21 protein-coding genes and 1 pseudogene are annotated in these 21662 nt (G+C 62.3%); 7 read left to right on the forward strand and 15 right to left on the reverse strand.

What is annotated here, in order from left to right; all coding sequences use genetic code 11:
• Positions 1-97 precede the first annotated feature (97 nt).
• Both NKI19_RS20155 and NKI19_RS20160 read left to right on the forward strand, forming a co-directional pair.
• Positions 98-1309, forward strand: coding sequence for an NADP-dependent isocitrate dehydrogenase (locus NKI19_RS20155; RefSeq protein WP_352492467.1), 1212 nt, complete (start codon positions 98-100; stop codon positions 1307-1309).
• An 11-nt stretch (positions 1310-1320) separates the two neighbouring features.
• Positions 1321-1947 (forward strand): glutathione S-transferase family protein, encoded by a 627-nt coding sequence (locus NKI19_RS20160; RefSeq protein ID WP_352492468.1) that lies wholly within the window; start codon positions 1321-1323, stop codon positions 1945-1947.
• A 323-nt stretch (positions 1948-2270) separates the two neighbouring features.
• Here NKI19_RS20160 and NKI19_RS20165 read toward each other — a convergent pair.
• The 3 genes and pseudogenes from NKI19_RS20165 to recA all read right to left on the reverse strand — a co-directional run bounded on the left by NKI19_RS20165 (position 2271) and on the right by recA (position 7147).
• Positions 2271-3064: pseudogene (locus tag NKI19_RS20165) on the reverse strand (PhzF family phenazine biosynthesis protein).
• A 64-nt stretch (positions 3065-3128) separates the two neighbouring features.
• Positions 3129-5795, reverse strand: a complete 2667-nt coding sequence (alaS, locus tag NKI19_RS20170; protein ID WP_352492469.1) for an alanine--tRNA ligase — start codon at positions 5793-5795, stop codon at positions 3129-3131.
• A gap of 254 nt (positions 5796-6049) precedes the next feature.
• Complete coding sequence (gene recA, locus NKI19_RS20175) at positions 6050-7147, reverse strand: recombinase RecA (protein ID WP_023674696.1); 1098 nt, start codon at positions 7145-7147, stop codon at positions 6050-6052.
• A 278-nt stretch (positions 7148-7425) separates the two neighbouring features.
• Here recA and NKI19_RS20180 point away from each other — a divergent pair, with 278 nt between their 5' ends.
• Positions 7426-8358 carry a PfkB family carbohydrate kinase gene (locus tag NKI19_RS20180; RefSeq protein ID WP_352492470.1) on the forward strand — a complete coding sequence of 311 codons (933 nt, stop codon included), beginning with the start codon at positions 7426-7428 and terminating at the stop codon, positions 8356-8358.
• A gap of 34 nt (positions 8359-8392) precedes the next feature.
• Here NKI19_RS20180 and NKI19_RS20185 read toward each other — a convergent pair whose 3' ends face one another.
• The gene (locus tag NKI19_RS20185; protein WP_352492471.1) at positions 8393-8716 is read right to left on the reverse strand and encodes a TfoX/Sxy family protein; all 324 of its coding nucleotides are present in this window, start codon (positions 8714-8716) and stop codon (positions 8393-8395) included.
• A gap of 90 nt (positions 8717-8806) precedes the next feature.
• Between NKI19_RS20185 and NKI19_RS20190 the strand changes: the two genes are divergently transcribed.
• The gene (locus tag NKI19_RS20190; RefSeq protein WP_352492472.1) at positions 8807-9304 is read left to right on the forward strand and encodes a GFA family protein; all 498 of its coding nucleotides are present in this window, start codon (positions 8807-8809) and stop codon (positions 9302-9304) included.
• Positions 9305-9535: 231 nt separating this feature from the next.
• Here the strand turns inward: NKI19_RS20190 and sufA are convergent, their stop codons facing one another.
• From sufA to NKI19_RS20230, 8 genes are all read right to left on the reverse strand, one after another.
• Positions 9536-9916 (reverse strand): Fe-S cluster assembly scaffold SufA, encoded by a 381-nt coding sequence (gene sufA / locus NKI19_RS20195; RefSeq protein WP_352492473.1) that lies wholly within the window; start codon positions 9914-9916, stop codon positions 9536-9538.
• 89 nt (positions 9917-10005) lie between these two features.
• A complete protein-coding gene (locus tag NKI19_RS20200) occupies positions 10006-10506 on the reverse strand; it encodes a DMP19 family protein (protein ID WP_352566129.1) in 501 nt (166 codons plus the stop codon).
• A gap of 18 nt (positions 10507-10524) precedes the next feature.
• Positions 10525-10917 carry an SUF system Fe-S cluster assembly protein gene (locus NKI19_RS20205; RefSeq protein WP_292663164.1) on the reverse strand — a complete coding sequence of 131 codons (393 nt, stop codon included), beginning with the start codon at positions 10915-10917 and terminating at the stop codon, positions 10525-10527.
• 5 nt (positions 10918-10922) lie between these two features.
• The gene (locus tag NKI19_RS20210) at positions 10923-12164 is read right to left on the reverse strand and encodes a cysteine desulfurase (protein WP_352492475.1); all 1242 of its coding nucleotides are present in this window, start codon (positions 12162-12164) and stop codon (positions 10923-10925) included.
• A gap of 106 nt (positions 12165-12270) precedes the next feature.
• The gene (gene sufD, locus NKI19_RS20215; protein WP_352492476.1) at positions 12271-13539 is read right to left on the reverse strand and encodes a Fe-S cluster assembly protein SufD; all 1269 of its coding nucleotides are present in this window, start codon (positions 13537-13539) and stop codon (positions 12271-12273) included.
• Positions 13540-13582: 43 nt separating this feature from the next.
• A complete protein-coding gene (sufC, locus tag NKI19_RS20220; protein WP_352492477.1) occupies positions 13583-14338 on the reverse strand; it encodes a Fe-S cluster assembly ATPase SufC in 756 nt (251 codons plus the stop codon).
• A gap of 213 nt (positions 14339-14551) precedes the next feature.
• Entirely contained in the window at positions 14552-16069 is a 1518-nt protein-coding gene (sufB, locus tag NKI19_RS20225) for a Fe-S cluster assembly protein SufB (RefSeq protein WP_352492478.1), read from the reverse strand.
• A 188-nt stretch (positions 16070-16257) separates the two neighbouring features.
• Positions 16258-17436 (reverse strand): cysteine desulfurase family protein, encoded by a 1179-nt coding sequence (locus tag NKI19_RS20230; RefSeq protein ID WP_352492479.1) that lies wholly within the window; start codon positions 17434-17436, stop codon positions 16258-16260.
• 237 nt (positions 17437-17673) lie between these two features.
• On the opposite strand from NKI19_RS20230, the gene NKI19_RS20235 reads away from it, so the two are divergent.
• Complete coding sequence (locus NKI19_RS20235) at positions 17674-18348, forward strand: alpha/beta hydrolase (protein ID WP_023674683.1); 675 nt, start codon at positions 17674-17676, stop codon at positions 18346-18348.
• 6 nt (positions 18349-18354) lie between these two features.
• Positions 18355-19023 (forward strand): FMN-binding negative transcriptional regulator, encoded by a 669-nt coding sequence (locus NKI19_RS20240; RefSeq protein ID WP_352492480.1) that lies wholly within the window; start codon positions 18355-18357, stop codon positions 19021-19023.
• A 41-nt stretch (positions 19024-19064) separates the two neighbouring features.
• Here NKI19_RS20240 and NKI19_RS20245 read toward each other — a convergent pair whose 3' ends face one another.
• The 3 genes from NKI19_RS20245 to NKI19_RS20255 all read right to left on the reverse strand — a co-directional run bounded on the left by NKI19_RS20245 (position 19065) and on the right by NKI19_RS20255 (position 20420).
• A complete protein-coding gene (locus NKI19_RS20245; protein ID WP_023674681.1) occupies positions 19065-19397 on the reverse strand; it encodes a lipid-A-disaccharide synthase N-terminal domain-containing protein in 333 nt (110 codons plus the stop codon).
• Entirely contained in the window at positions 19390-20118 is a 729-nt protein-coding gene (locus tag NKI19_RS20250) for a glycosyltransferase family 2 protein (RefSeq protein ID WP_254817622.1), read from the reverse strand. The genes NKI19_RS20245 and NKI19_RS20250 overlap by 8 nt, the downstream gene beginning before the upstream one ends.
• Before the next feature lie 116 nt (positions 20119-20234).
• Complete coding sequence (locus NKI19_RS20255; protein ID WP_352492481.1) at positions 20235-20420, reverse strand: hypothetical protein; 186 nt, start codon at positions 20418-20420, stop codon at positions 20235-20237.
• Between NKI19_RS20255 and tyrS the strand changes: the two genes are divergently transcribed.
• Complete coding sequence (gene tyrS, locus NKI19_RS20260; RefSeq protein WP_352492482.1) at positions 20407-21660, forward strand: tyrosine--tRNA ligase; 1254 nt, start codon at positions 20407-20409, stop codon at positions 21658-21660. The genes NKI19_RS20255 and tyrS overlap by 14 nt on opposite strands.
• Positions 21661-21662 lie beyond the last annotated feature (2 nt).

A 21662-nucleotide genomic window follows, 5' to 3' on the forward strand; every position in this document is an offset into this window, starting at 1 on the left:
TGCGCGGCCAAAAAGCCTTTGATATACGGGCCGCATCCCAGGGCCGGCAGCCGTGCGGGCAAGGCCGTTCCGTTCCCCAAAAGCGAGGCATTCTTTCATGGCGAAGATCAAGGTGGCGAACCCGGTCGTCGAACTCGACGGCGACGAGATGACCCGCATCATCTGGCAGTTCATCAAGGACAAGCTGATCCACCCTTATCTCGACCTCAAGCTCGAATATTACGACCTCGGCATCGAGCACCGCGACGCCACCAACGACCAGGTGACCATCGATTCGGCCAACGCCATCAAGAAATACGGCGTCGGCGTGAAATGCGCGACGATCACGCCCGACGAGCAGCGCGTCGAGGAATTCAAGCTGAAGAAAATGTGGAAGTCGCCGAACGGCACCATCCGCAACATCCTCGGCGGCACCATCTTCCGCGAGCCGATCATCATGAAGAACGTGCCGCGGCTGGTGCCCGGCTGGACCAAGCCGATCATCGTCGGCCGCCACGCCTTCGGCGACCAGTACCGCGCCACCGACTTCCGCTTTCCCGGCAAGGGCAAGCTGACGATCAAGTTCGTCGGCGAGGACGGCCAGGTGATCGAGCACGACGTGTTCGACGCACCCGGCGCCGGCGTCGCCATGGCCATGTACAATCTCGACGAATCGATCCGCGAATTCGCCCGCGCCTCTCTGAACTATGGCCTGCTGCGTAATTACCCCGTCTACCTCTCGACCAAGAACACCATCCTCAAGGCCTATGACGGCCGCTTCAAGGACATCTTCCAGGAGGTCTACGAGGCGGAGTTCGAAGCCGAATTCAAGGCGAAGAAGCTCTGGTACGAGCACCGGCTGATCGACGACATGGTGGCCTCCAGCCTGAAATGGTCGGGCGGCTATGTCTGGGCCTGCAAGAATTATGACGGCGACGTGCAGTCCGACACAGTGGCGCAAGGCTTCGGCTCGCTCGGCCTGATGACCTCGGTGCTGATGACGCCGGACGGCAAGACCGTCGAGGCGGAAGCCGCGCATGGCACCGTCACCCGCCACTATCGCCAGCACCAGAAGGGCGAAGAGACCTCGACCAATTCGATCGCCTCGATCTTCGCCTGGACGCGCGGCCTCGCGCATCGCGCCAAGCTCGACGACAATGCCGAACTGATGCGCTTTGCCGAGACCCTTGAAAAGGTCTGCATCCAGACGGTCGAGTCCGGCTTCATGACCAAGGACCTGTCGCTGCTGATCGGCCCCGACCAGCCATGGCTTTCGACCACCGGCTTCCTCGACAAGATCGATGAGAATTTGCAGAAAGCGATGGCCTGAGCCCAACCCACATGGGCAAGCCCGTCGTCTACGGTGCGGATTACAGCGTCTATGTGCGCATCGTCCGGCTGGTGTTGGAGGAAAAGGGCGTCGGCTACGAACTCGTTCCCGTCGACATCTTTACCGCGGACGGCATTCCCGGCTGGTACTTCGAGCACCAGCCGTTCGGCCGCATCCCGGCCTTCGAGCATGACGGCTTTCGCCTTTACGAGACCGGCGCGATCGCCCGTTACGTCGACGAAGCCTTTGACGGCCCGGCGCTGCAACCGGTCGAAGCCCGGCCTCGGGCGCGCATGAACCAGATCACTGGGCTGCTCGATGCCTACGCCTACAGGGCCATGGTCTGGGATGTGGCGGTCGAGCGGCTGGAAAAAACGCCGCCCGACGAAGCCGTGATCGCCAACGGATTGCGGCAGGCGAGAACGGCATTGCAGGCGCTGTCTTCGCTGAAAGCCGAAGGGCCTTGGCTGTTGGGGACGGACCTGACGCTGGCCGACCTGCACGCCGCGCCAATCATCGGCTATTTCGTCAAGGTCGCCGAGGGGCAAGCCCTGCTGGCGGAGTTTGCCGAGATTCGGGATTGGTATGCGCGCATCACTCAACGCGCGAGTTTTGCGAAAACCGAAAAGGCTGGGTGAAACCGCCGCGAGGCGCGGCAACTTCGCACGACTTGGGTTCCTCGCCCCGCTTGCGGGGAGAGGTGGCTCGGCGAAGCCGAGACGGAGAGGGGAAATCGGCGCATTCCTAAAGCGACTTTTGATTGCGGAGGCCCCCTCTCCCGGGGGGGGGGGGGCCCCCCCCCCCCCCCCCGGGGGGGGGGGGAGCCGCGCCCCCCCCCCCCCCAGGTGTGGGCAATGCGGCGCATCCCAAAAGCTATTTTTGATTGCGGCGCCCCCCTCGCGGGCCGCTGCGCGGCCACCTCTCCCCCACTTTGTGGGGCGAGGAACCGGAGCCAAGCCGCTCAATCGGGAAGGTAAATTTCCGCCTTCATGAAGGTCTTCGCACGGCCTGTGATCAGCACGCGATCTCCGGCCAGTTCGCATTGCAAATGCCCGCCGCGCTGCGAGCATTGGAATGCCGACAGACGCGTCTTGCCGAGCTTTTCAGCCCAGTACGGCACCAGCGTCGCATGAATGGAGCCGGTTACCGGATCCTCGGGAATGCCCGCCCGGGCACGAAATAACGCGAGACGAAATCGTGGGCTCGCCCAGCCGCGGTAATAACCAGGCCGAGAGGATGAAAGGTTCCGATCCTGAGCAGATCGGGAACGAAAGATCGCACGGTTGTCTCGTCGGCAAGCTCGACAAACAGGTTCTCGAAATTGCGGAAGCTCGCAACCGGCCGCTGAGGCAATATCGCTTGCAACGCCGAGTTCAGCTCTTCCTCGATGGGCTGCGGCGGAAAACACGGCAGATCGAGCTGATAGGTCTCATCCCGCCGGGAAACCCGCAGCTCGCCCACCCGGGTGGCGAAGGCCATTTCGCCCTGACCATTGTATTCCGTAGCCAGCACATGGGCGGCCGCAAGCGTGGCATGGCCGCAGAAGTCGACTTCATGGACCGGCGTGAACCAGCGCAAATCCCAACCTCTGCCATTCGGCCGCACGAACGCCGTCTCAGCAAGATTGTTTTCGTTGGCGATGGCCTGCATTACCTGCTCCGACAGCCATTCCTCCAGAAGGAGAACGGCGGCAGGGTTGCCCTGGAAGGCCCGTTCGGCAAAGGCATCGACCTGATACATCGTCAGCGTCGGCATATCGGCCCTCAAAGATATCCGCTGGGCGGCGCGCCACTTCGGCCGTGCCGCCCCCGGTGCAGATTCACGCCGCTTCGAGAGCCGCTTTCACCGCAGCGATCGCGTCTTCGGCCTTCGAGGCGTCCGGGCCGCCGGCCTGAGCCATATCGGGTCGCCCGCCGCCGCCCTGCCCGCCCAATGCCGCAGACGCGACGCGCACCAGATCGATGGCGCTGAAGCGGCCGGTCAGATCATCGGTGACGGCGACGACGACGCTCGCCTTGTTGTCCTCGCCGGCGCCAACAAAGACGACGATGCCGGAGCCGAGCGACTTCTTGCCGGCATCGGCCAGCGGCTTCAGATCCTTTGGCGAGACGCCGGATACCGCCTTGCCGAGAAAACCGACACCGGCAATGGTTTCGTTTTCCGCAGGCACACCAGCTGGCGAGCGATCGCCGAGCGCCAGCTTCTTGCGCGCCTCGGTCAGCTCCTTTTCGAGCTTCTTGCGCTCGTCGAGCAGCGCCTCGACGCGGGCCGGCACATCGGCCGGCGAAATCTTCAGCGCGGCGGCGGCTGCCTTCAGCCGCTTGTCCTGATCGTCGAGATGCTTTCTGGCGGCTTCGCCGGTCAACGCCTCGATGCGGCGCACGCCGGCAGCGACCGCGCTGTCGGACACAATGCGCACCAGACCGATATCGCCGGTCGCCCTAACATGCGTGCCGCCGCATAGCTCGACCGAATAGGGCCGGTTGGCCCTGGCGCCATGCAAGCCCGTGCCCATCGAAACGACGCGCACTTCATCGCCATATTTCTCCCCAAACAGCGCCATGGCGCCTTCGGCGATGGCGTCGTCGACAGACATCAGACGTGTGGTTACAGGGCCGTTCTGAACGACGATCTCGTTTGCCATGCGCTCGACCTCTTCGAGCTCGTCAGGCGAGATCGGCTTGTTGTGGGAGATGTCGAAGCGCAGGCGCTCGGGCGCGACCAGCGAGCCCTTTTGCGCCACATGGGTACCCAGCACCTCGCGCAGCGCCTCATGGATCAGATGCGTGGCGGAATGGTTAGCGCGCAGCCTGGAGCGGCGCGCGTGGTCCACCTTCAGCTCGACGGTCGCGCCCGTCTTGACCGTGCCGTTGGCCACCTTGCCGAGATGGACGAAAAGCCCATCGGCCTTCTTCTGCGTATCGGATATCTCGATCGAGAATCCGTCGCCCGAAATGACGCCGGTATCGCCCATCTGGCCACCGGACTCGCCATAGAACGGCGTCTGGTTGACAACCACGGCAACGGCGTCGCCCTTGCCGGCACTATCGACGGTCTTGCCGTCCTTGACTAGCGCCTGGATGAGGCCTTCCGCCTGCTCGGTCTCGTAACCCAGGAATTCGGTGGCGCCGTTCTCCTCACGCACCGCGAACCATACCGTCTCGGTTGCGGCCTCACCGGAACCAGCCCAGCTTTTGCGCGCCTCCGCCTTCTGCCGCTCCATTGCCTCGGTGAAGCCGGCAAGGTTGACCGAGATGTTGCGCTGGCGCAGCGCATCCTGCGTCAGATCGAGCGGAAAGCCATAGGTGTCGTAGAGCTTGAACGCTGTCTCGCCATCCAGCATGTCGCCGGAGGCCAGCTTTTCCGTCGCCTCCGAAAGCAAGCCCAAGCCGCGCACCAGCGTCTTGCGGAAACGGGTTTCCTCAAGCTTCAGCGTCTCGGTGATCATCTGTTCGCCGCGAACCAGTTCCGGGTAGGCTTGGCCCATCTCGCGCACCAGCGCCGGCACCAGGCGCCACATCAGCGGATCGCGGGCGCCGAGCAACTGTGCATGGCGCATGGCACGGCGCATGATGCGACGAAGCACATAGCCGCGCCCTTCGTTGGACGGCAGCACGCCGTCGGCCACCAGGAAGCAGGACGAGCGCAAATGATCGGCGATGACGCGAAACGATCCGACGGTGTCCGCATCCGGACCCTTGCCAAGCGCCGACGACGCGGCGTCGATCAGGTGGCGGAACAGGTCGGTTTCAAAGACGCTTTCCACTCCTTGCAGGATGGAGGCCATGCGCTCCAGGCCCATGCCGGTGTCGATCGACGGGCGCGGCAGGTCGATGCGCTCGTCCTTCGTCACCTGTTCATACTGCATGAACACCAGGTTCCAGAATTCGAGGAAACGGTCGCCATCCTCCTCAGGGCTGCCGGGAGGGCCGCCCCAGATGTGCTCGCCACGGTCGATGAATATCTCCGAACACGGCCCACAAGGTCCAGTGTCGCCCATTGCCCAGAAATTGTCAGAAGTCGCGATGCGGATGATGCGATCGTCCGAAAGGCCGGCGATCCTCTTCCAGTAGGAGGCCGCCTCGTCGTCGGTGTGGTAGACGGTGACCAGCAGCTTGTCCTTCTTCAGGCCGAACTCCCTGGTGATCAGGTTCCAGGCAAGCTCTATGGCGCGCTCCTTGAAATAATCGCCGAAGGAGAAATTGCCGAGCATCTCGAAGAAGGTCAGGTGGCGCGCAGTGTAGCCGACATTGTCGAGGTCGTTGTGCTTGCCGCCGGCGCGAACACTCTTCTGGGCAGTCGTGGCGCGCGAATAGGGCCGCTTCTCCAGACCGGTGAAAACGTTCTTGAACTGCACCATGCCGGCATTGGTGAACATCAGCGTCGGGTCGTTGCGCGGCACCAGCGGGCTCGAGGCGACGACCTCGTGACCTTCCTTGCGAAAATAGTCGAGAAATGCCGACCGGATCTCGTTGACGCCACTCATGAAATACTGCCTTTTCGAGAGAACCGCCGGCTTCCGGCGGAAAATAGACATGGCCTTTTAGCGGTCGCACCGCAGCCTGTCCAGAAACACCAAATGGCTCAAATCCTGGCTTTCACCAGCGCTTTGAAATGCGTCTGCCTCGCCGTCAAACGCCAACCGCCGGCACGGGGCCGGCGGTTCGAAACGCATCGATTACGCAAAATCAAAACATCAAATCGAAACCTGGCTGAGGTTCCGCGAGGCGTCGCCCGGTCCTACATCACCCCGGCATCGTCCTCGAAGCCGTCGTCGCTGCTTTCGGAGCCGCCGTTTTCAAGGAATTTCTCGGCGATCAGCCCGGCATTCTGCCGCAGCGCCAATTCGATCTCGCGCGCCGTGTCGGGATTGTCGCGCAGGAACAGTTTTGCGTTTTCGCGGCCCTGGCCGAGACGCTGCGAATTATAGGAGAACCAGGCGCCCGACTTTTCGACCACGCCCGCCTTGACGCCGAGATCGACCAGCTCGCCGGTCTTGGAGACGCCCTCGCCATACATGATGTCGAACTCAACCACCTTGAAGGGCGGCGCCAGCTTGTTCTTGACGACCTTGACGCGGGTCTGGTTGCCGACGACCTCGTCGCGATCCTTGACCGAGCCGATGCGGCGGATGTCGAGGCGGACCGAGGCATAGAATTTCAACGCATTGCCGCCGGTCGTCGTCTCGGGCGAACCGAACATGACGCCGATCTTCATGCGGATCTGGTTGATGAAGATGACCATGGTGTTGGAGCGCGAGATCGAGGCGGTGAGCTTGCGCAGTGCCTGGCTCATCAGGCGGGCCTGCAGGCCGGGCAGCGAATCGCCCATCTCGCCTTCGATTTCGGCGCGCGGCGTCAACGCCGCCACCGAATCGACCACCAGCACGTCGATGGCGCCGGAGCGCACCAGCGTGTCGCAGATCTCCAGCGCCTGTTCGCCAGTATCGGGCTGCGAGATCAACAGATTTTCGAGATCGACGCCGAGCTTGCGGGCATAGACCGGGTCGAGCGCGTGCTCGGCATCGACAAAGGCGCAGATGCCGCCCTTCTTCTGGGCTTCGGCCACCGTGTGCAGCGCCAGCGTCGTCTTGCCCGAGCTTTCCGGTCCGTAGATCTCGACGATGCGGCCGCGCGGCAGGCCGCCGACGCCAAGCGCGATGTCCAGCCCAAGCGAGCCGGTCGGCACCGTTTCGATCTCGACGACCTGCTCGTTCGCGCCGAGCCGCATGATCGAGCCCTTGCCGAAGGCACGCTCGATTTGCGACAGCGCCGCATCCAGAGCCTTTGATTTGTCCACCGCTTTGTCCTCTACAAGCCGCAAAGAATTCTGAGCCATGATACATCACCCCGTAGTCGTCAATGGAGGCCGGACAATCCCGCAATCCCTAAAAAGAATGTACCTCATTTGTTCTCATTTGTCAATGAGCGCCAAGGGTTTGAAAAATAACGCATATCCATATTTGTTCTATTTTTGTTTCGCAATTTTGCTTCCGGATGTATCCCGCCTCGCATGCGGCGCCGTTGCCGTCACCAACCGAATCGGAGCCGCGATTGCGGGGTTCCGCCCGGCGACCTAGTCTCCTCCCGGGCAACAGCAAAGGGCATTTTGCCGGCATGATGAAATCCCCGACGATCCTGGCCGTGGGCGGCGCCTATATCGAGCGGCGCGGCCGGGTTGCCGGCGCCTTCGTGCCGGCCGCTTCCAACCCCGGCACGATGCGCGAGCATGTCGGCGGTGCCGTCTTCAATGCCTTGCGCTGGGCGGTGCGGCGCGGCGTCTCGGCCTCGTTGCTTTCGGTGCGCGGCGGCGATGCCCTTGGCGACACGGTTTTACGCGCCATCACCGAGGCCGGCATTGCCGACCTGTCGGCGGTGTTCCTCGACCGCACGACGCCAAGCCATACGATGCTGGTCGATAGCGACGGCGGGCTGATCGCCGGCCTTGCCGACATGGTGCTCTACGAACTGGCGCTTCCCAAGCAGATCCGCCGCGCCAAGGTGCGGGAAGCGATCGGTTCGGCGGACGCGGTGCTGTGCGATGCAAACCTGCCGTCTTCCGCGCTGGAGCGGCTGGCGGCACTCGCCGCCGGCAAGCCGGTGTTTGCGCTTGCGGTCTCGCCCAGCAAAGCGGCGCGGCTGACGCCGGTGCTCGACCGTCTGGCCGTGGCGTTCATGAACCGGCACGAGGCCGGCGTGCTCGCCGGCGTTGACATCAATGCTGACGATCAAGGCGTCATCGACGGCCTGAGACGCGCCGGCCTGAAAAGCGGCGTGGTCACCGACGGCGACGGTCCATTGCTCGGTTTCGACCAAACCGGCGCGTTCTCGATCTCGCCACCGCCGCTACAAAAACGGACCGACGTTGCCGGCGCCGGCGACGCATTGGCAGGCGCCACGATCGCTGCCCTGCTGCGCGGCCTGACGCTGCGCGCGGCACTGCGCGAAGGCATTGCCGCCGCGGCGCTCGCCGTCGAGCGCGCCGCCTTCACCAGCGCCAGCTTTGCCGAGGCGCTGGCGCTCGTGCCCGAGGCGCGGGACCTGGTGTGAAATGCGGCCCGGAATTGCCGAAGCATGACGCAGCCTATTTGCCGGCGCGCAGTCCTGCCTCGTAGGCGCGGCGCGCCCAGATCGCCATCTCGTCTGGATCGTCGAAAGCGCTGTCGGGAACGCTCCAATAGGGCATCGACACGAGCTTGCCGTGGCGCGAGCCGGTGTAGGTCCATTGCCGGCACCCGGCCGCTTCGAAATCCGGGGCGCTTTCCGCGTCGGCCTTCAGCATCAATTCGCCACGGATGACGATGGCGACGATGACGCCGTCGAAATAGATGCCCTTGCCGCCGAACAGCTTACGGATGCTGACCGGGCCGAGGCCTTCGAAAAGCTCTTCTATGCGCTCGTTGTCCATGGCGCGATCATGTCACCTGGATTTCCCCTTGTCATCGACGCAACCGGCACCATCCTGACAAGTTCAGAATCAATTTCGTCGGAGTTTCTCATGCCGCTTCTGCTCAAAGGGTCCTGCCGGTGCAATGCCGTGCGTTTCGAGGTGGAAAGCCACACGCCGGTGCCGTTCATGCTGTGCTATTGCTCGATCTGCCGCAAGCAGCAGGGCGGCGGCGGTTTTGCCATCAATCTCGGCGCCGATTACGAGACGCTGAAAATCCAGGGCAAGCGCCATCTCGGCGTCTACCGCGCCGAGATCGAGGACGACGAGCACCCGCAACGCGAGACCTCGACGGGCGAGCGGAATTTCTGCACGAAATGCGGGACGGCGCTCTGGCTCTACGATCCGACCTGGCCGGAGTTGGTGCATCCGTTTGCCTCGGCGATCGACACCCACCTGCCGAAGCCGCCGGAGAAGGTGCATCTGATGCTGAAATACAAGGCGAACTGGGTCGAGCCGGATATCGGCAAGCGCGACAAGGTTTTCGATGTCTACCCGGAGGAGTCAATCGCAGACTGGCACAAGCGAACGGGGATGTGGGTGGATTAGCGTTCTTCTCCCCGTTTACGGCAGGGGAATCGCATATGAAGTTCGACCCCCACTCCGGTTCGCTTCGCGAACCACCTCTCCCCCGCTCGACGGGGGAGAGGAAGCGCTCGCCGCAATGCTTGGCGCCCTTCCTCTCCCTCACGAATGTGGGGGAGAGGTGGCGCGCGAAGCGCGACGGAGTGGGGGAGCGCCATATGCGATGGCCCTGCCGTAAACGGGGAGAAGGGAAGATCAGGCCGAAGCGCGTGCTTCGGCCAGCGCCTTCAGATCAGCCGGCTTCAGCTCGACCGATTCGCCGCAGCCGCAGGCCGAGCTCTGGTTCGGGTTCTTGAAGGTGAAGCCGGTGCGCAGCGTCGTCTGCTCGAAATCCATCTCGGTGCCGAACAGGAAAAGCGCGGCTTCCGGCGCGACATAAACGTGGGCGCCATCGCGCTCGATGTGATCGTCCTTAGTGTTGGGTTCGGTCACCAGGTCGACCGTATATTCCATGCCGGCGCAGCCGCCCTTCTTGATGCCAAGGCGAATGCCGTGCGCATTCTCACGGGTCGCGACGATCTCGCGCACCCGGTCGGCGGCCTTTTCGGTCATGGTGATGACGGCAAAGCGCCCCATGTTTTCTTTCTCCACTTTCGCGCAGGTTCAAGGCCTGCGGAACGTCTCATACCTCAAAATGGTTACAACTGCGTCTTACTGCAAGGGGTTTATTGCCACTGCCCCTTCAACGCGGCTGTTGCGTATGCGACCAGCGCGACAACGGCGGAATCCTGGTCATTTTCCTCCAACGTATAAAAAGCATCATCCAAGGCTTCAAAAGTTATGCCGTCGCCGACGCTTTTACCTACCAAATCCATCCTTACCGACCTGTCTTCGGGGAAATACTCTCCAAACAATGCACAAGCTTGGCGAGTCAAGTCTGCATGTCGCTCCAAGCCTATTGCAACAAAACCCTGAATAGCGCCGCTGGCGGTTATTCCATAAGAATTATAAAAATATTGCCAAAAGCCGCCGTTTAGAACCTGCCAATGCAATAGTTCTACGCAGAGTACATTCTTTATTGGCACGGGTATTTTTGAAATAACTTTATGGTATTCGGCAGGCTCGTCGAGTGCTTCCAGAACTGGATCGCCCCAAAGCTCTACGACTCTCGCCGAAGGCGGAATGTCACCATCGGGCAGTTCGGTCGGCAAGGCATCATCAGCCATCAAATTTTGCCCCGAGGCTCAATACCACCCAACCGCCACCTGCGCCTCTTCCGACATGCGGTCGGGCGACCAGGGGGGATCGAAGGTCATGTTGACCTCGACGCCGGAGACGCCTTCGACGGCGCCGACGGCGTTTTCGACCCAGCCCGGCATTTCGCCGGCCACCGGGCAGCCCGGCGCGGTCAGCGTCATGTCGATCTTGACCGAGCGGTCGTCCTCGATGTCGATCTTGTAGACGAGGCCGAGTTCGTAGATGTCGGCCGGGATTTCGGGGTCATAGACCGTCTTCAGCGCCGAGACGATGTCGTCGGTCAGCCGGGCCAGTTCGTCGGCGGGAATCGTCGATCCGGAAACCGCCGCATTGGTCGTCGTTTCCGAAGCGGTCTCGGCGGTGTGGCTGGCATCATCCATGATCGTCACCCGAAGAACTTTCGCGCCTTTTCCAGCGCATCGGCCAAAGCATCGACTTCGGCCCTGGTATTGTACATGCCGAACGATGCCCTGCATGTGGATGTTACGCCGAAGCGTTTCAACAGCGGCTGGGCGCAATGCGTGCCGGCGCGGACCGCCACGCCCTGCCTGTCGATGACCATCGACACGTCATGGGCGTGGATGCCCTGCAGTTCGAACGAGATGATGGCGCCCTTGCCCGGCGCGTCGCCGAAGATGCGCAGTGAATTGATGGCGCGCAGTTTTTGATGCGCATAATCCTTCAGATCGGCCTCGTGCGCGGCGATGCGCTCGCGGCCGATCCTTTCCATGTATTCCAGCGCCGCACCAAGCCCGATCGCCTGGACGATCGGCGGCGTGCCGGCCTCGAAACGGTGCGGCGGGTCGTTGTAGGTGACGATGTCTTGCGTCACCTCCTCGATCATCTCGCCGCCGCCCATGAACGGGCGCATCCGCTCCAGAATATCCTTCTTGCCGTAGAGCACGCCGATGCCCGACGGGCCGTAGACCTTGTGGCCGGTGAAGACGAAGAAATCGCAGTCGAGGTCCTGCACGTCGATCGGCATGTGCACGGCGCTCTGGCTGCCGTCGACCAGCACCGGAATGCCGCGGGCATGCGCGATGCGCACGATCTCCTTGATCGGCGTCACCGTGCCCAAAGCATTCGACATATGCGTGATGGCAACCAGCTTCGTCCGGTCTGTCAGCCGCTTTTCGAATTCCTCGATGTGGAAAACGCCGAGATCATCGACCGGCACCCAGACCAGCTTGGCGCCCTGCCGCTCGCGGATGAAATGCCACGGCACGATGTTGGAATGGTGCTCCATGATCGAAAGCACGATCTCGTCGCCTTCGCCGATATTGGGCATGCCGAAGCCGTAGGCGACCGTGTTGATCGCCGCCGTGGTGTTCGAGGTGAAGACGATGTTGTCGGTACTCGGTGCGTTGAGAAATCTCTGTACTATCTTGCGCGCGTTCTCATAGGCGTCGGTCGCCGCATTCGACAGGAAATGCAGGCCGCGATGGACGTTGGCATATTCCTGGGAATAGGTGTGCTGGATGGCGTCGAGCACCGCCTGCGGCTTCTGCGCCGAGGCGCCATTGTCGAGATAGACCAGCGGTTTGCCGTAGACTTGCCGCGACAGGATCGGGAAGTCGCGGCGGATCGCCTCGACGTCATAGGGGATGTTTTCGACTTTCTGGTCCATCACAAGCTCTCTCGAGGCACCGCCTCATTCCGTCCAGCACCCCTCATCCGTCTCGGCGCTGCGCGCCGATCCACCTTCTCCCACAAGGGGAGAAGGAAGAAGCGCTCTACCCGTGCGCCACGAACCAGTTGTCGAGCCGTGCTTCAAGCGCCTCGACGATGGCCTCGTCGTCCAGTTCCTCGATCACTTCGGCGACGAAGGCCTTGACCAGCAAGCCGCGTGCGGTCTTCTCGTCGATGCCGCGCGCCATCAGGTAGAACAGATGGCTGTGGTCGATCTCGGTGACGGTCGCGCCATGGCCGCAGACGACGTCGTCGGCAAAGATTTCCAGCTCTGGCTTGGTCGAGAACTCGCCGTCGTCCGACAGCAGAAGCGTGTTGCAGGCCATCTTGGCGTTGGTCTTCTGCGCATATTGGTGGACGTTGATGCGGCCCTGGAAGACGCCGCGCGCTCTGCCGGTCACCACGTTGCGGATGACTTCGGTCGAGGCGGTGTGCGGCACGGCATGGTCGAGCACCATGGTGACGTCGGTATGGGTGTCGCCGGCGAGCAGATTGATACCACGCAGCGTGAATTCGGCGCCCTCGCCGGTCGTCTTCACAACGACCTCCTGGCGGACGAGCTTACCGCCGGCATTCATGACGAACAGCGTCAGTTTCGAATTCTTGCCGAGATGCGCCTTGAACTGGGCGAGATGCGTTGCCGTATCCGGCTGCTCCTGCACGACCAGCCATGTCACATCGGCGCCCTCGCTAAGCAGGAGCTGGCTGACCGAACTGACCAGTGCCACCCCCTCGCCCGCCTGGCGCTCGACGATAACAGCTTTGGCGCCGGCACCGACACGGATGGCCAGGCGTACATGCGTCTGGCCACCGGCCTGCAAATTCTGCAGTTCGAGCGGCTTTTCCAGTTGGGTACCGTCAGCGATGTCGACGAAATAGCCGTCGGCAACAAAGGCAGTGTTCAGCGCACCTATGGCGTCGTCGCTGCCATAGGAATCCAACCCAGGTGCTGCGCTGCCGTCGGTCAGCTTCTCCGACAGGCGCTGCACGGCGACGCCTTCGATATCGGGCAGTTTCGCGCTCGAAACGCCGTTCAGCACCGGCAAAACACTGGAGCCATCGACGATCGGCGCAACGGCTTTCGCGACCGCTGCCGGATCGAATTCCGGCACCGAAGTCAGCAGCCGGCGTAGGTCCGTATAGTGCCAGGATTCGATGCGCCGCGTCGGCAGGCCGCTCTTGATCGCCTCGATGGCGTCGTCGCGCTTCAGCATCACCGCGCCATCGCCGGGCAGCAGCGACAGCCGCTCGCCAAAGGCGTCGATCAGCGCCGTTTCGGCCAATGTTCGCTGGGGTATCGTGTGCATATTCATCAGTATCGCCTTGTTTGGCTTGCCTTCCGGGCCTGCTGGCATCTCACGCGGCTTGCCCGATCACGCCGGCATAGCCATTGGCCTCGAGGTCGAGCGCCAGCGACTTGTCGCCCGACTTGATCACCTGGCCCCTGTAGAGCACGTGCACCGTATCCGGCACGATGTATTGGAGCAGGCGCTGGTAGTGAGTGATGACGACGATGGCCCGGTCCGGCGAGCGCAGCGTGTTGACGCCGTCCGCGACTATCTTCAGCGCGTCGATGTCGAGGCCGGAATCGGTCTCGTCAAGGACACAGAGCCTCGGCTCGAGCAGCTTCATCTGCAGGATCTCGGCGCGCTTCTTCTCGCCGCCGGAAAAGCCGACATTGAGCGGCCGCTTCAGCATCGCCATGTCCATGTTGAGCGAGGCCGCCGCTTCCTTCACGCGCTTGAGGAATTCCGGGATTTTTAGCGGTTCCTGGCCGCGCGCCTTGCGCTGCTCGTTCATCGCCACTTTCAGGAATTCCATGGTCGCCACCCCCGGTATCTCCATCGGATACTGGAAGGCGAGAAAGATGCCGGCGGTAGCGCGCTCGGCCGGATCCATTTCGAGGATGCTCTCACCGTTGTAGAGGATGTCGCCCTCTGTGACCTCATAGTCCTCGCGGCCGGCGAGGATGTAGGACAGCGTCGATTTACCCGAGCCGTTCGGCCCCATGATGGCGGCAACCTCGCCGGCCCTGACCGTCAGGTTCAGGCCGCGAATGATCTCGGTGCCGTCATCGACGATACGGGCATGGAGGTTTCTGATTTCAAGCATTTTTCTTCTTTCCACTACATCACGAGGCAGTCGATCTGCCCGTCGGCCATTCGACCCTTCAATTCGTCCTAATCGAGAACTGATGAATCGGCCCTACATCATCGACAGTCAGACCATCTTGATTTTGCCAGATAAGACACACGGCCAATATGGCAGTAGCCAGCCAGCAAACGAGTCCAACAGCCATTACCTTTCGGCTACTTTTCGTCGTCATCAGCCCACGCTTCCCTCTAGGCTAATTCCGATCAGCTTCTGCGCTTCGACCGCGAACTCCATCGGCAGTTGCTGGATGACGTCCTTGACGAAGCCGTTGACGATCAGCGCAATCGCCTCTTCCTCGGGGATGCCGCGCTGCATGACGTAGAACTTCTGGTCCTCGGAAATCTTCGAGGTGGTGGCTTCGTGCTCGAACTGCGCCGTCGAATTCTTGGCTTCCATGTAGGGCACGGTGTGTGCGCCGCATTGGTCGCCGATCAGCAGGGAATCGCAATTGGTGAAGTTGCGGGCGTTGGTCGCCTTGCGGTGCGCCGATACCTGGCCGCGATAGGTGTTCTGCGAGAAGCCGGCGGCAATGCCCTTGGAGATGATGCGGCTCGACGTGTTCTTGCCGAGATGGATCATCTTGGTGCCGCTATCGACCTGCTGGTAGCCGTTCGAGACGGCGATCGAATAGAACTCGCCGCTGGAATCGTCGCCGCGCAGGATGCAGCTCGGATATTTCCAGGTGATGGCGGAGCCGGTCTCGACCTGCGTCCACGAAATCTTCGAACGATGGCCGCGGCAGTCGCCGCGCTTGGTGACGAAATTATAGATGCCGCCCTTGCCTTCGGCGTCGCCGGGATACCAGTTCTGCACCGTCGAATATTTGATCTCGGCATCGTCGAGCGCGATCAGCTCGACCACCGCGGCATGAAGCTGGTTCTCGTCGCGTTGCGGGGCCGTGCAGCCTTCGAGATAGGAGACGTAAGCCCCCTCCTCGGCGATGATCAGCGTGCGCTCGAACTGGCCGGTGTTCTTCTCGTTCATGCGGAAATAGGTCGACAGTTCCATCGGGCAGCGCACGCCCTTGGGCACGAAGACGAAGGAGCCGTCGGTGAACACGGCCGAATTCAGCGTCGCGTAGAAATTGTCGGAGGTCGGCACGACAGAACCGAGATATTTCTTCACCAGCTCCGGATGCTCGCGGATCGCTTCCGAGATCGAGCAGAAGATGACGCCGGCCTGCGCCAGCTCCTTCTTGAAGGTGGTGACGACGGAGACCGAATCGAACACCGCGTCGACGGCGACGCGGCCCGACTTGTAAACGTTGTCGCTGGCTTCCTCGAGCTCCGACGCATCGGTCTTCTGCACGCCGGCGAGGATTTCCTGTTCCCTGAGCGGAATGCCGAGCTTCTCATAGACCTTCAGCAGTTCGGGATCGACCTCGCTGAGCGAGGTCGGCCCGGGCGTGCTCTTGGGTGCCGCGTAATAATAGAGATCCTGGAAATCGATCTTGGGATAGTGGACGCGCGCCCATTTCGGCTCGTCCAGCGTCAGCCAGCGGCGATAGGCTTCCAGGCGCCATTCCAGCATCCAGGACGGCTCGTCCTTCTTCGCCGAAATGAAGCGGATAATGTCTTCACTCAGGCCCTTGGGGGCCTTGTCCATCGCGATTTCGGTCTGGAATCCGTATTTATACTGGTCGACATCGATCTTTCGGACTCGATCGATCGTCTCCTGCACAGCAGGCATCAGCGTTCTCCATCCACGCCGGGGTCAAGGCCCGGCAGTTTTCAAACTATGGCACCGCAAACGAGCACCCTTGGGCACCCGAAGCAGCGTAAGTTTCATATAGTGCGTTCATGCCGCAAATTCACCCGGCCAAATGCGAACGCACGGCTCTACCAGGCCACAAGGGCCCAAATATTCCGTTGCCGCGCTCAGGCGGCCTTTTCCCTGTTTGCCTTTTCCGTACCGGCTTGCCGCGCGACGATTGTCGCCAGCGCCGAACGAAACAGCTCGATATCTTCAGCGCTGGTCGCGTGGCCGATGGACACGCGCAACGCGCCGAGGCTGTCGCCATAACCCATGGCTTTCAGCACGTGACTCGGCCCGACTTTGCCCGACGAACAGGCCGATCCAGCCGACAGAGCCACACCGGCAAGGTCGAAGGCGATCTGCGCCGTCTCGGCCTTGATGCCGGGAATAGCGAAGAACGTGGTGTTGGCAAGTCTTGGCGCGCCGGTCCCGAAGATTTCGGCGTCCGGAACAAGCGTTTTCACGATCGCCTCGACTTCGTCGCGGCGCTGCCGCACCGCTTCGATCGTTTGCAACCCGGCAAGCGCCTCGCGCGCTGCCGCGCCAAACCCTGCAATCGCCGCCAGGTTTTCGGTGCCGCCGCGATGGCCTTTTTCCTGGCCGCCGCCGCTGACCAGCGGTCTTGGCATCATCAGGTCCGACGCCGCGATAATGGCGCCGACGCCCTTGGGGCCGCCGATCTTGTGCGACGACAGAATCAAATAGTCTGCGTAACCCGCTGACATATCGAGCGGAATGCGGCCGGCAGCCTGCACCGCATCGACAACCAGGATGCCACCCGCCGCCTTGGCGATTTCGGCAATGCGGCCAATCGGCTGGATCACGCCGGTCTCATTGTTGGCGGCGTGGATCGCGACCAGCGGCAAACCGTCGGCCTTGTCACGCGCACTAAGTGCTGACGCCAGGACGTCGAGCCTGACGATGCCGTCGGCATCGACGCCGATCCGCGTTACCTGCCCCGCGGGGAAGCGCCCGCCATTGAGCAGGCAGGGATGGTCGGCCTCGGACACGTAAAGCCGGCTCATGCGGACGGCGCCGCGCCCCATCTGCCAGTCCGGCGTCAGCAGCGTCGAGGCCGCTTCCGTCGCGCCGGAGGTGAATACGACATGCTCGGCTTTGGCGCTGACCAGTCGCGCCACGTCGCGCCTGGCGTCTTCGATCAGCCGCCGCGCAGCGCGGCCCTCGGCATGGACCGAGGACGGGTTGGCGGCGATGTCGAGCGCAGCGACCACCGCCGCGCGCGCCGAGGCAAGCAGCGGCACGCTGGCGTTGTAGTCGAGATAGGCGCGTGCTCCGGCCATTTCCGTCCAACTGGTCCCTTCAAAAGCCGTTCCGCGAAGATAGCGCGTTATTTCCTTGAAATTGCAAGGCAAGACGTCCTATTTACGCGGCTTGCGGCGTGGGTGGCCGAGCCACAGCTTTTGGCCGCCCAGTTTTGAACAATTCTAAACTAGCTTCTAGAAAGACGCTCGCCCTGCGTCAAGGCCTAGGGAAAGTTGTTCCGGGCGCCGCGCAATTTATGCCAAGTGGAGTATTTCATGCCTGAGGTCATTTTCACCGGTCCGGCCGGCCGCCTGGAGGGTCGCTATCAGCCCTCGAAGGAAAAGAGCGCGCCGATTGCCATCGTCCTGCACCCGCACCCCCAGTTCGGCGGGACGATGAACAACAAGATCGTCTACGACCTCTTCTACATGTTCCAGAAGCGCAATTTCACCACGCTGCGCTTCAATTTCCGCGGCATCGGCCGCAGCCAGGGCGAGTTCGACCACGGCACCGGTGAGTTGTCCGACGCCGCCGCGGCGCTCGACTGGGTGCAGTCGCTGCATCCGGATTCCAAGAGTTGCTGGGTTGCCGGCTATTCGTTCGGCTCGTGGATCGGCATGCAGCTTCTCATGCGCCGGCCCGAGATCGAGGGCTTTATCTCGGTCGCGCCGCAGCCCAATACCTATGATTTCTCGTTCCTGGCGCCATGCCCGTCGTCCGGCCTGATCATCCATGGCGATGCCGACAAGGTCGCGCCGCCGAAGGACGTGCAGGGCCTGGTCGACAAGCTGCACACGCAAAAGGGCATTACCATCACCCAGAAGACCTTGCCCGGCGCCAACCATTTCTTTGCCAACCATGCGGAGCTTCTGATCGAGGAATGCGCGGACTATCTCGATCGCCGGCTGGCCGGGGAACTGTCCGACCCACGGCCGAAGCGGCTGAGATAATCGGCGATGTACCAACCACCCCACTTTCAGGAAACACGGCCGGACGTCCTGCACGGGCTGATCCGGGCGCATCCGCTTGGCCTGCTGGTGTCGAACGGCACCGAGGGGCCGGTCGCCAACGCAATTCCCTTTCTTCTAGACGCGCCCTCCTTGCTCAACGCGGATGTGCCGCCGAATGGCAGGCTGCGCGCACATCTGGCGAAAGCCAATCCGCAATGGCGGCTTTTGGCCGACAATCCCCTGGCGCCGGTGCTGGTCGTCTTCCAGGGCGCCGACGCCTATGTGACGCCGTCCTGGTATGAGACCAAGCGTGAAACCGGCAAAGTGGTACCGACCTGGAACTACGCCATCGTCCAGGTGCGCGGCATCGTCACGGTGATCGAAGACCAGGATTGGCTGGCCGAGCAGATTTCCGATCTGACGATGTCGCAGGAGGGCAACCGCTCGGCGCCATGGGCGGTAACCGACGCTCCGGCACCCTTTATCCAGTCGCAGATCAAGGGCATCGTCGGCCTGGAGATCGCAATCACCGAAATCAGCGGTAAATGGAAAGTCAGCCAGAACCGCCCGGCCGCCGACCGCGTCGGTGTCGCCGAGGGGCTCGAGAGCGAGACTGCCAACTCGGCCGACATGGTCCGGCTGGTAAGGTCCTACGGCGGGCTGGACGGCAAGTAATCTGGATTGCTTGCTCGACCGGTTTCAGGCCGGTCGCGGGCTCAATCGACCTTGGTCATCGCCGCCTTTCGCTCGTTGGCGATCAGCCAGAGATTGCGGATATAGATCAACAGGCCCATGGCCTGGCCGGCGATGAACACCGGATCCTGACGCTGGATGGCATAGATCAGCAGCAGGCCACCGCCGAACAGCGAAAAGAACCAGAAGGCGATCGGCACGACGCTGCGCTTGGCCTTTTCCGACGCCACCCACTGCACCAGAAAGCGCATGGTGAAGAAGAACTGGGCGACGAAGCCGAGCAGAACCCAGGCATCGAATTGCTTGACGAAAACATCGTGAAGCCAGGTCGCCAATTCCTGAAGCACGTTACCCATGCCTGATTTCCTCTACTTTGGGCATCCTGCGGCGCCTGCGGCGCAGCCACCAGACGCCGGCAAGATCGAGCACGCCCTGAAGGCCGCGATCGAAGATGCCGTAATTCGATTTGCCGTGACGGCGGGAGCGGTCGACGACGTCGCAATGGACGACGCGGTAGCCCTCCTGGATGACCAGCGCCGGAACAAAGCGGTGGGTGCCGTCGAAGAACGGCAATTTCCTCAAAATGTCGGTGTGGATCGCCTTGAGGCCGCAGCCGGTATCCCGCGTCTCGTCGTGCAGGATGGCTTTTCTCAGCCCGTTGGCGAAACGCGACGCCAGCTGCTTGATCTTGCTGTCGCGGCGCTTCAGACGCTGTCCCTGCGCGGCCCCGACTTCGGGACCAGCCTGCCGCAGTGCGTCGATCAACACTGGGATATAGCCGGGGTCGTTCTGGCCGTCGCCGTCAATGGTGGCGACGATATCGCCGCGCGCCGCCCAGGCGCCTGAGCGCACCGAAAGCGACTGTCCGGCGGATTTTTCATGCCTGAGATGGCGCAGCGGAAACCGGCGAAGCGCTGCTTCTGCTGCAAGCACCGAAGGCGTATCGTCTGTCGAGCCATCGTCGACGACAATGACTTCGAAGTCCCGCCCGGCCATGGCAATGCCGATCTCGTCGAGCAGAAGCGGCAGGTTCGCCGCCTCGTTCCGGCAAGGAATGACGATGGATATCTCCGGCATCTCGACTCTGTCACAGGATATGGCATTCGATCGATGCCGCGCGGTCCAGAGGAAGAGCCCCGCTGGCGCGGCGCCTCATTACGCCAGCCGAAACAATGACGCAAGCAGGCCGCACGCTATCCGCGCGGACACAAAACCGGATTCCACTTTTGCTGATCGCACAAAGCCATCCGAAGCGCGATCGGACGCAAAACCGGATTCCACTTTTGCTGATCGCGCTTGAGTGCTAAACGCCCGCCTTCATGCATAGCCGGGCCGCGTTCGGCCGGAAGCTTTTCGGGAAAGAAAATGTCCGCCTTCAAATCCGATTTCCTGCGCACCATGAGCGAGCGCGGTTTCATCCACCAGACCTCGGACGATGCCGGCCTCGACCAGCTTTTCGCCACGGAAACGGTGAGCGCCTATATCGGCTTCGACGCCACCGCGAGGAGCCTGCATGCCGGGTCGCTGATCCAGATCATGATGCTTTACTGGCTGCAGCAGACCGGCCACCGGCCGATCGCCCTGATGGGCGGCGGCACCTCGATGATCGGCGATCCGTCGTTCAAGGACGAGGCGCGCAAGCTTTTGACGCCGCAGGACATCGAGGACAATCTCGCCGGCATCCGCCGCAACTTCACGCCTTACCTCAAATTTGGCAGCGGCCCGAACGACGCCGTCATGATCAACAATGCCGACTGGCTGATGGACATCAACTACGTCAATTTCCTGCGCGATGTCGGCCGGCATTTTTCGGTCAACCGCATGCTGGCCTTCGATTCGGTCAAGCTCCGGCTGGATCGCGAGCAGTCGCTGTCGTTCCTAGAATTCAACTACATGATCCTGCAGGCCTACGACTTCGTCGAGCTCTACAAACGCCTCGGCTGCCGGCTGCAGATGGGCGGCTCCGACCAGTGGGGCAACATCGTCAATGGCATCGATCTCGGCCATCGCATGGAAGGCGCGCAGCTTTATGCGCTGACGACGCCGCTGCTCACCACCTCCTCCGGCGCCAAGATGGGCAAGTCGGCCTCGGGCGCAGTCTGGCTCGATGCGGAGATGTTGAGCCCGTACGAGTTCTGGCAATATTGGCGCAACACCGAGGATGCCGATGTCGGCCGTTTCCTGAAGCTCTACACGACCCTGCCGCTCGCCGAGATCGCACGTCTCGAACGGCTCGGCGGCTCGGAGATCAACGAAGCCAAGAAGATCCTCGCCACCGAAATCACCGCCATGCTGCATGGCCGCGAGGCGGCGGAGGAGGCCAGCGAAACGGCGCGTAAGACGTTCGAAGAAGGGGCGCTCGCCGAAACACTGCCGACCGTCGAGGTGGGCAGGGCCGATCTTGAAGCCGGCGTCGGCATATTGTCGCTGTTCGTCACCGCCGGGCTGGCTGGGTCGAACGGCGAGGCACGGCGGCATATCCAGGGCGGCGCCGTGCGCCTCAACGACCAGCCGGTTTCCGACGATCGTAGGATGGTGACGCTGCAGGACCTTGGCCCGGAAAACGTCGCAAAGCTATCGCTCGGCAAGAAGAAGCACGTTCTGGTGCGGCCGGTTTGAGC

The organism is Mesorhizobium sp. M0751 (assembly GCF_040320265.1).
GTDB lineage: Bacteria > Pseudomonadota > Alphaproteobacteria > Rhizobiales > Rhizobiaceae > Mesorhizobium.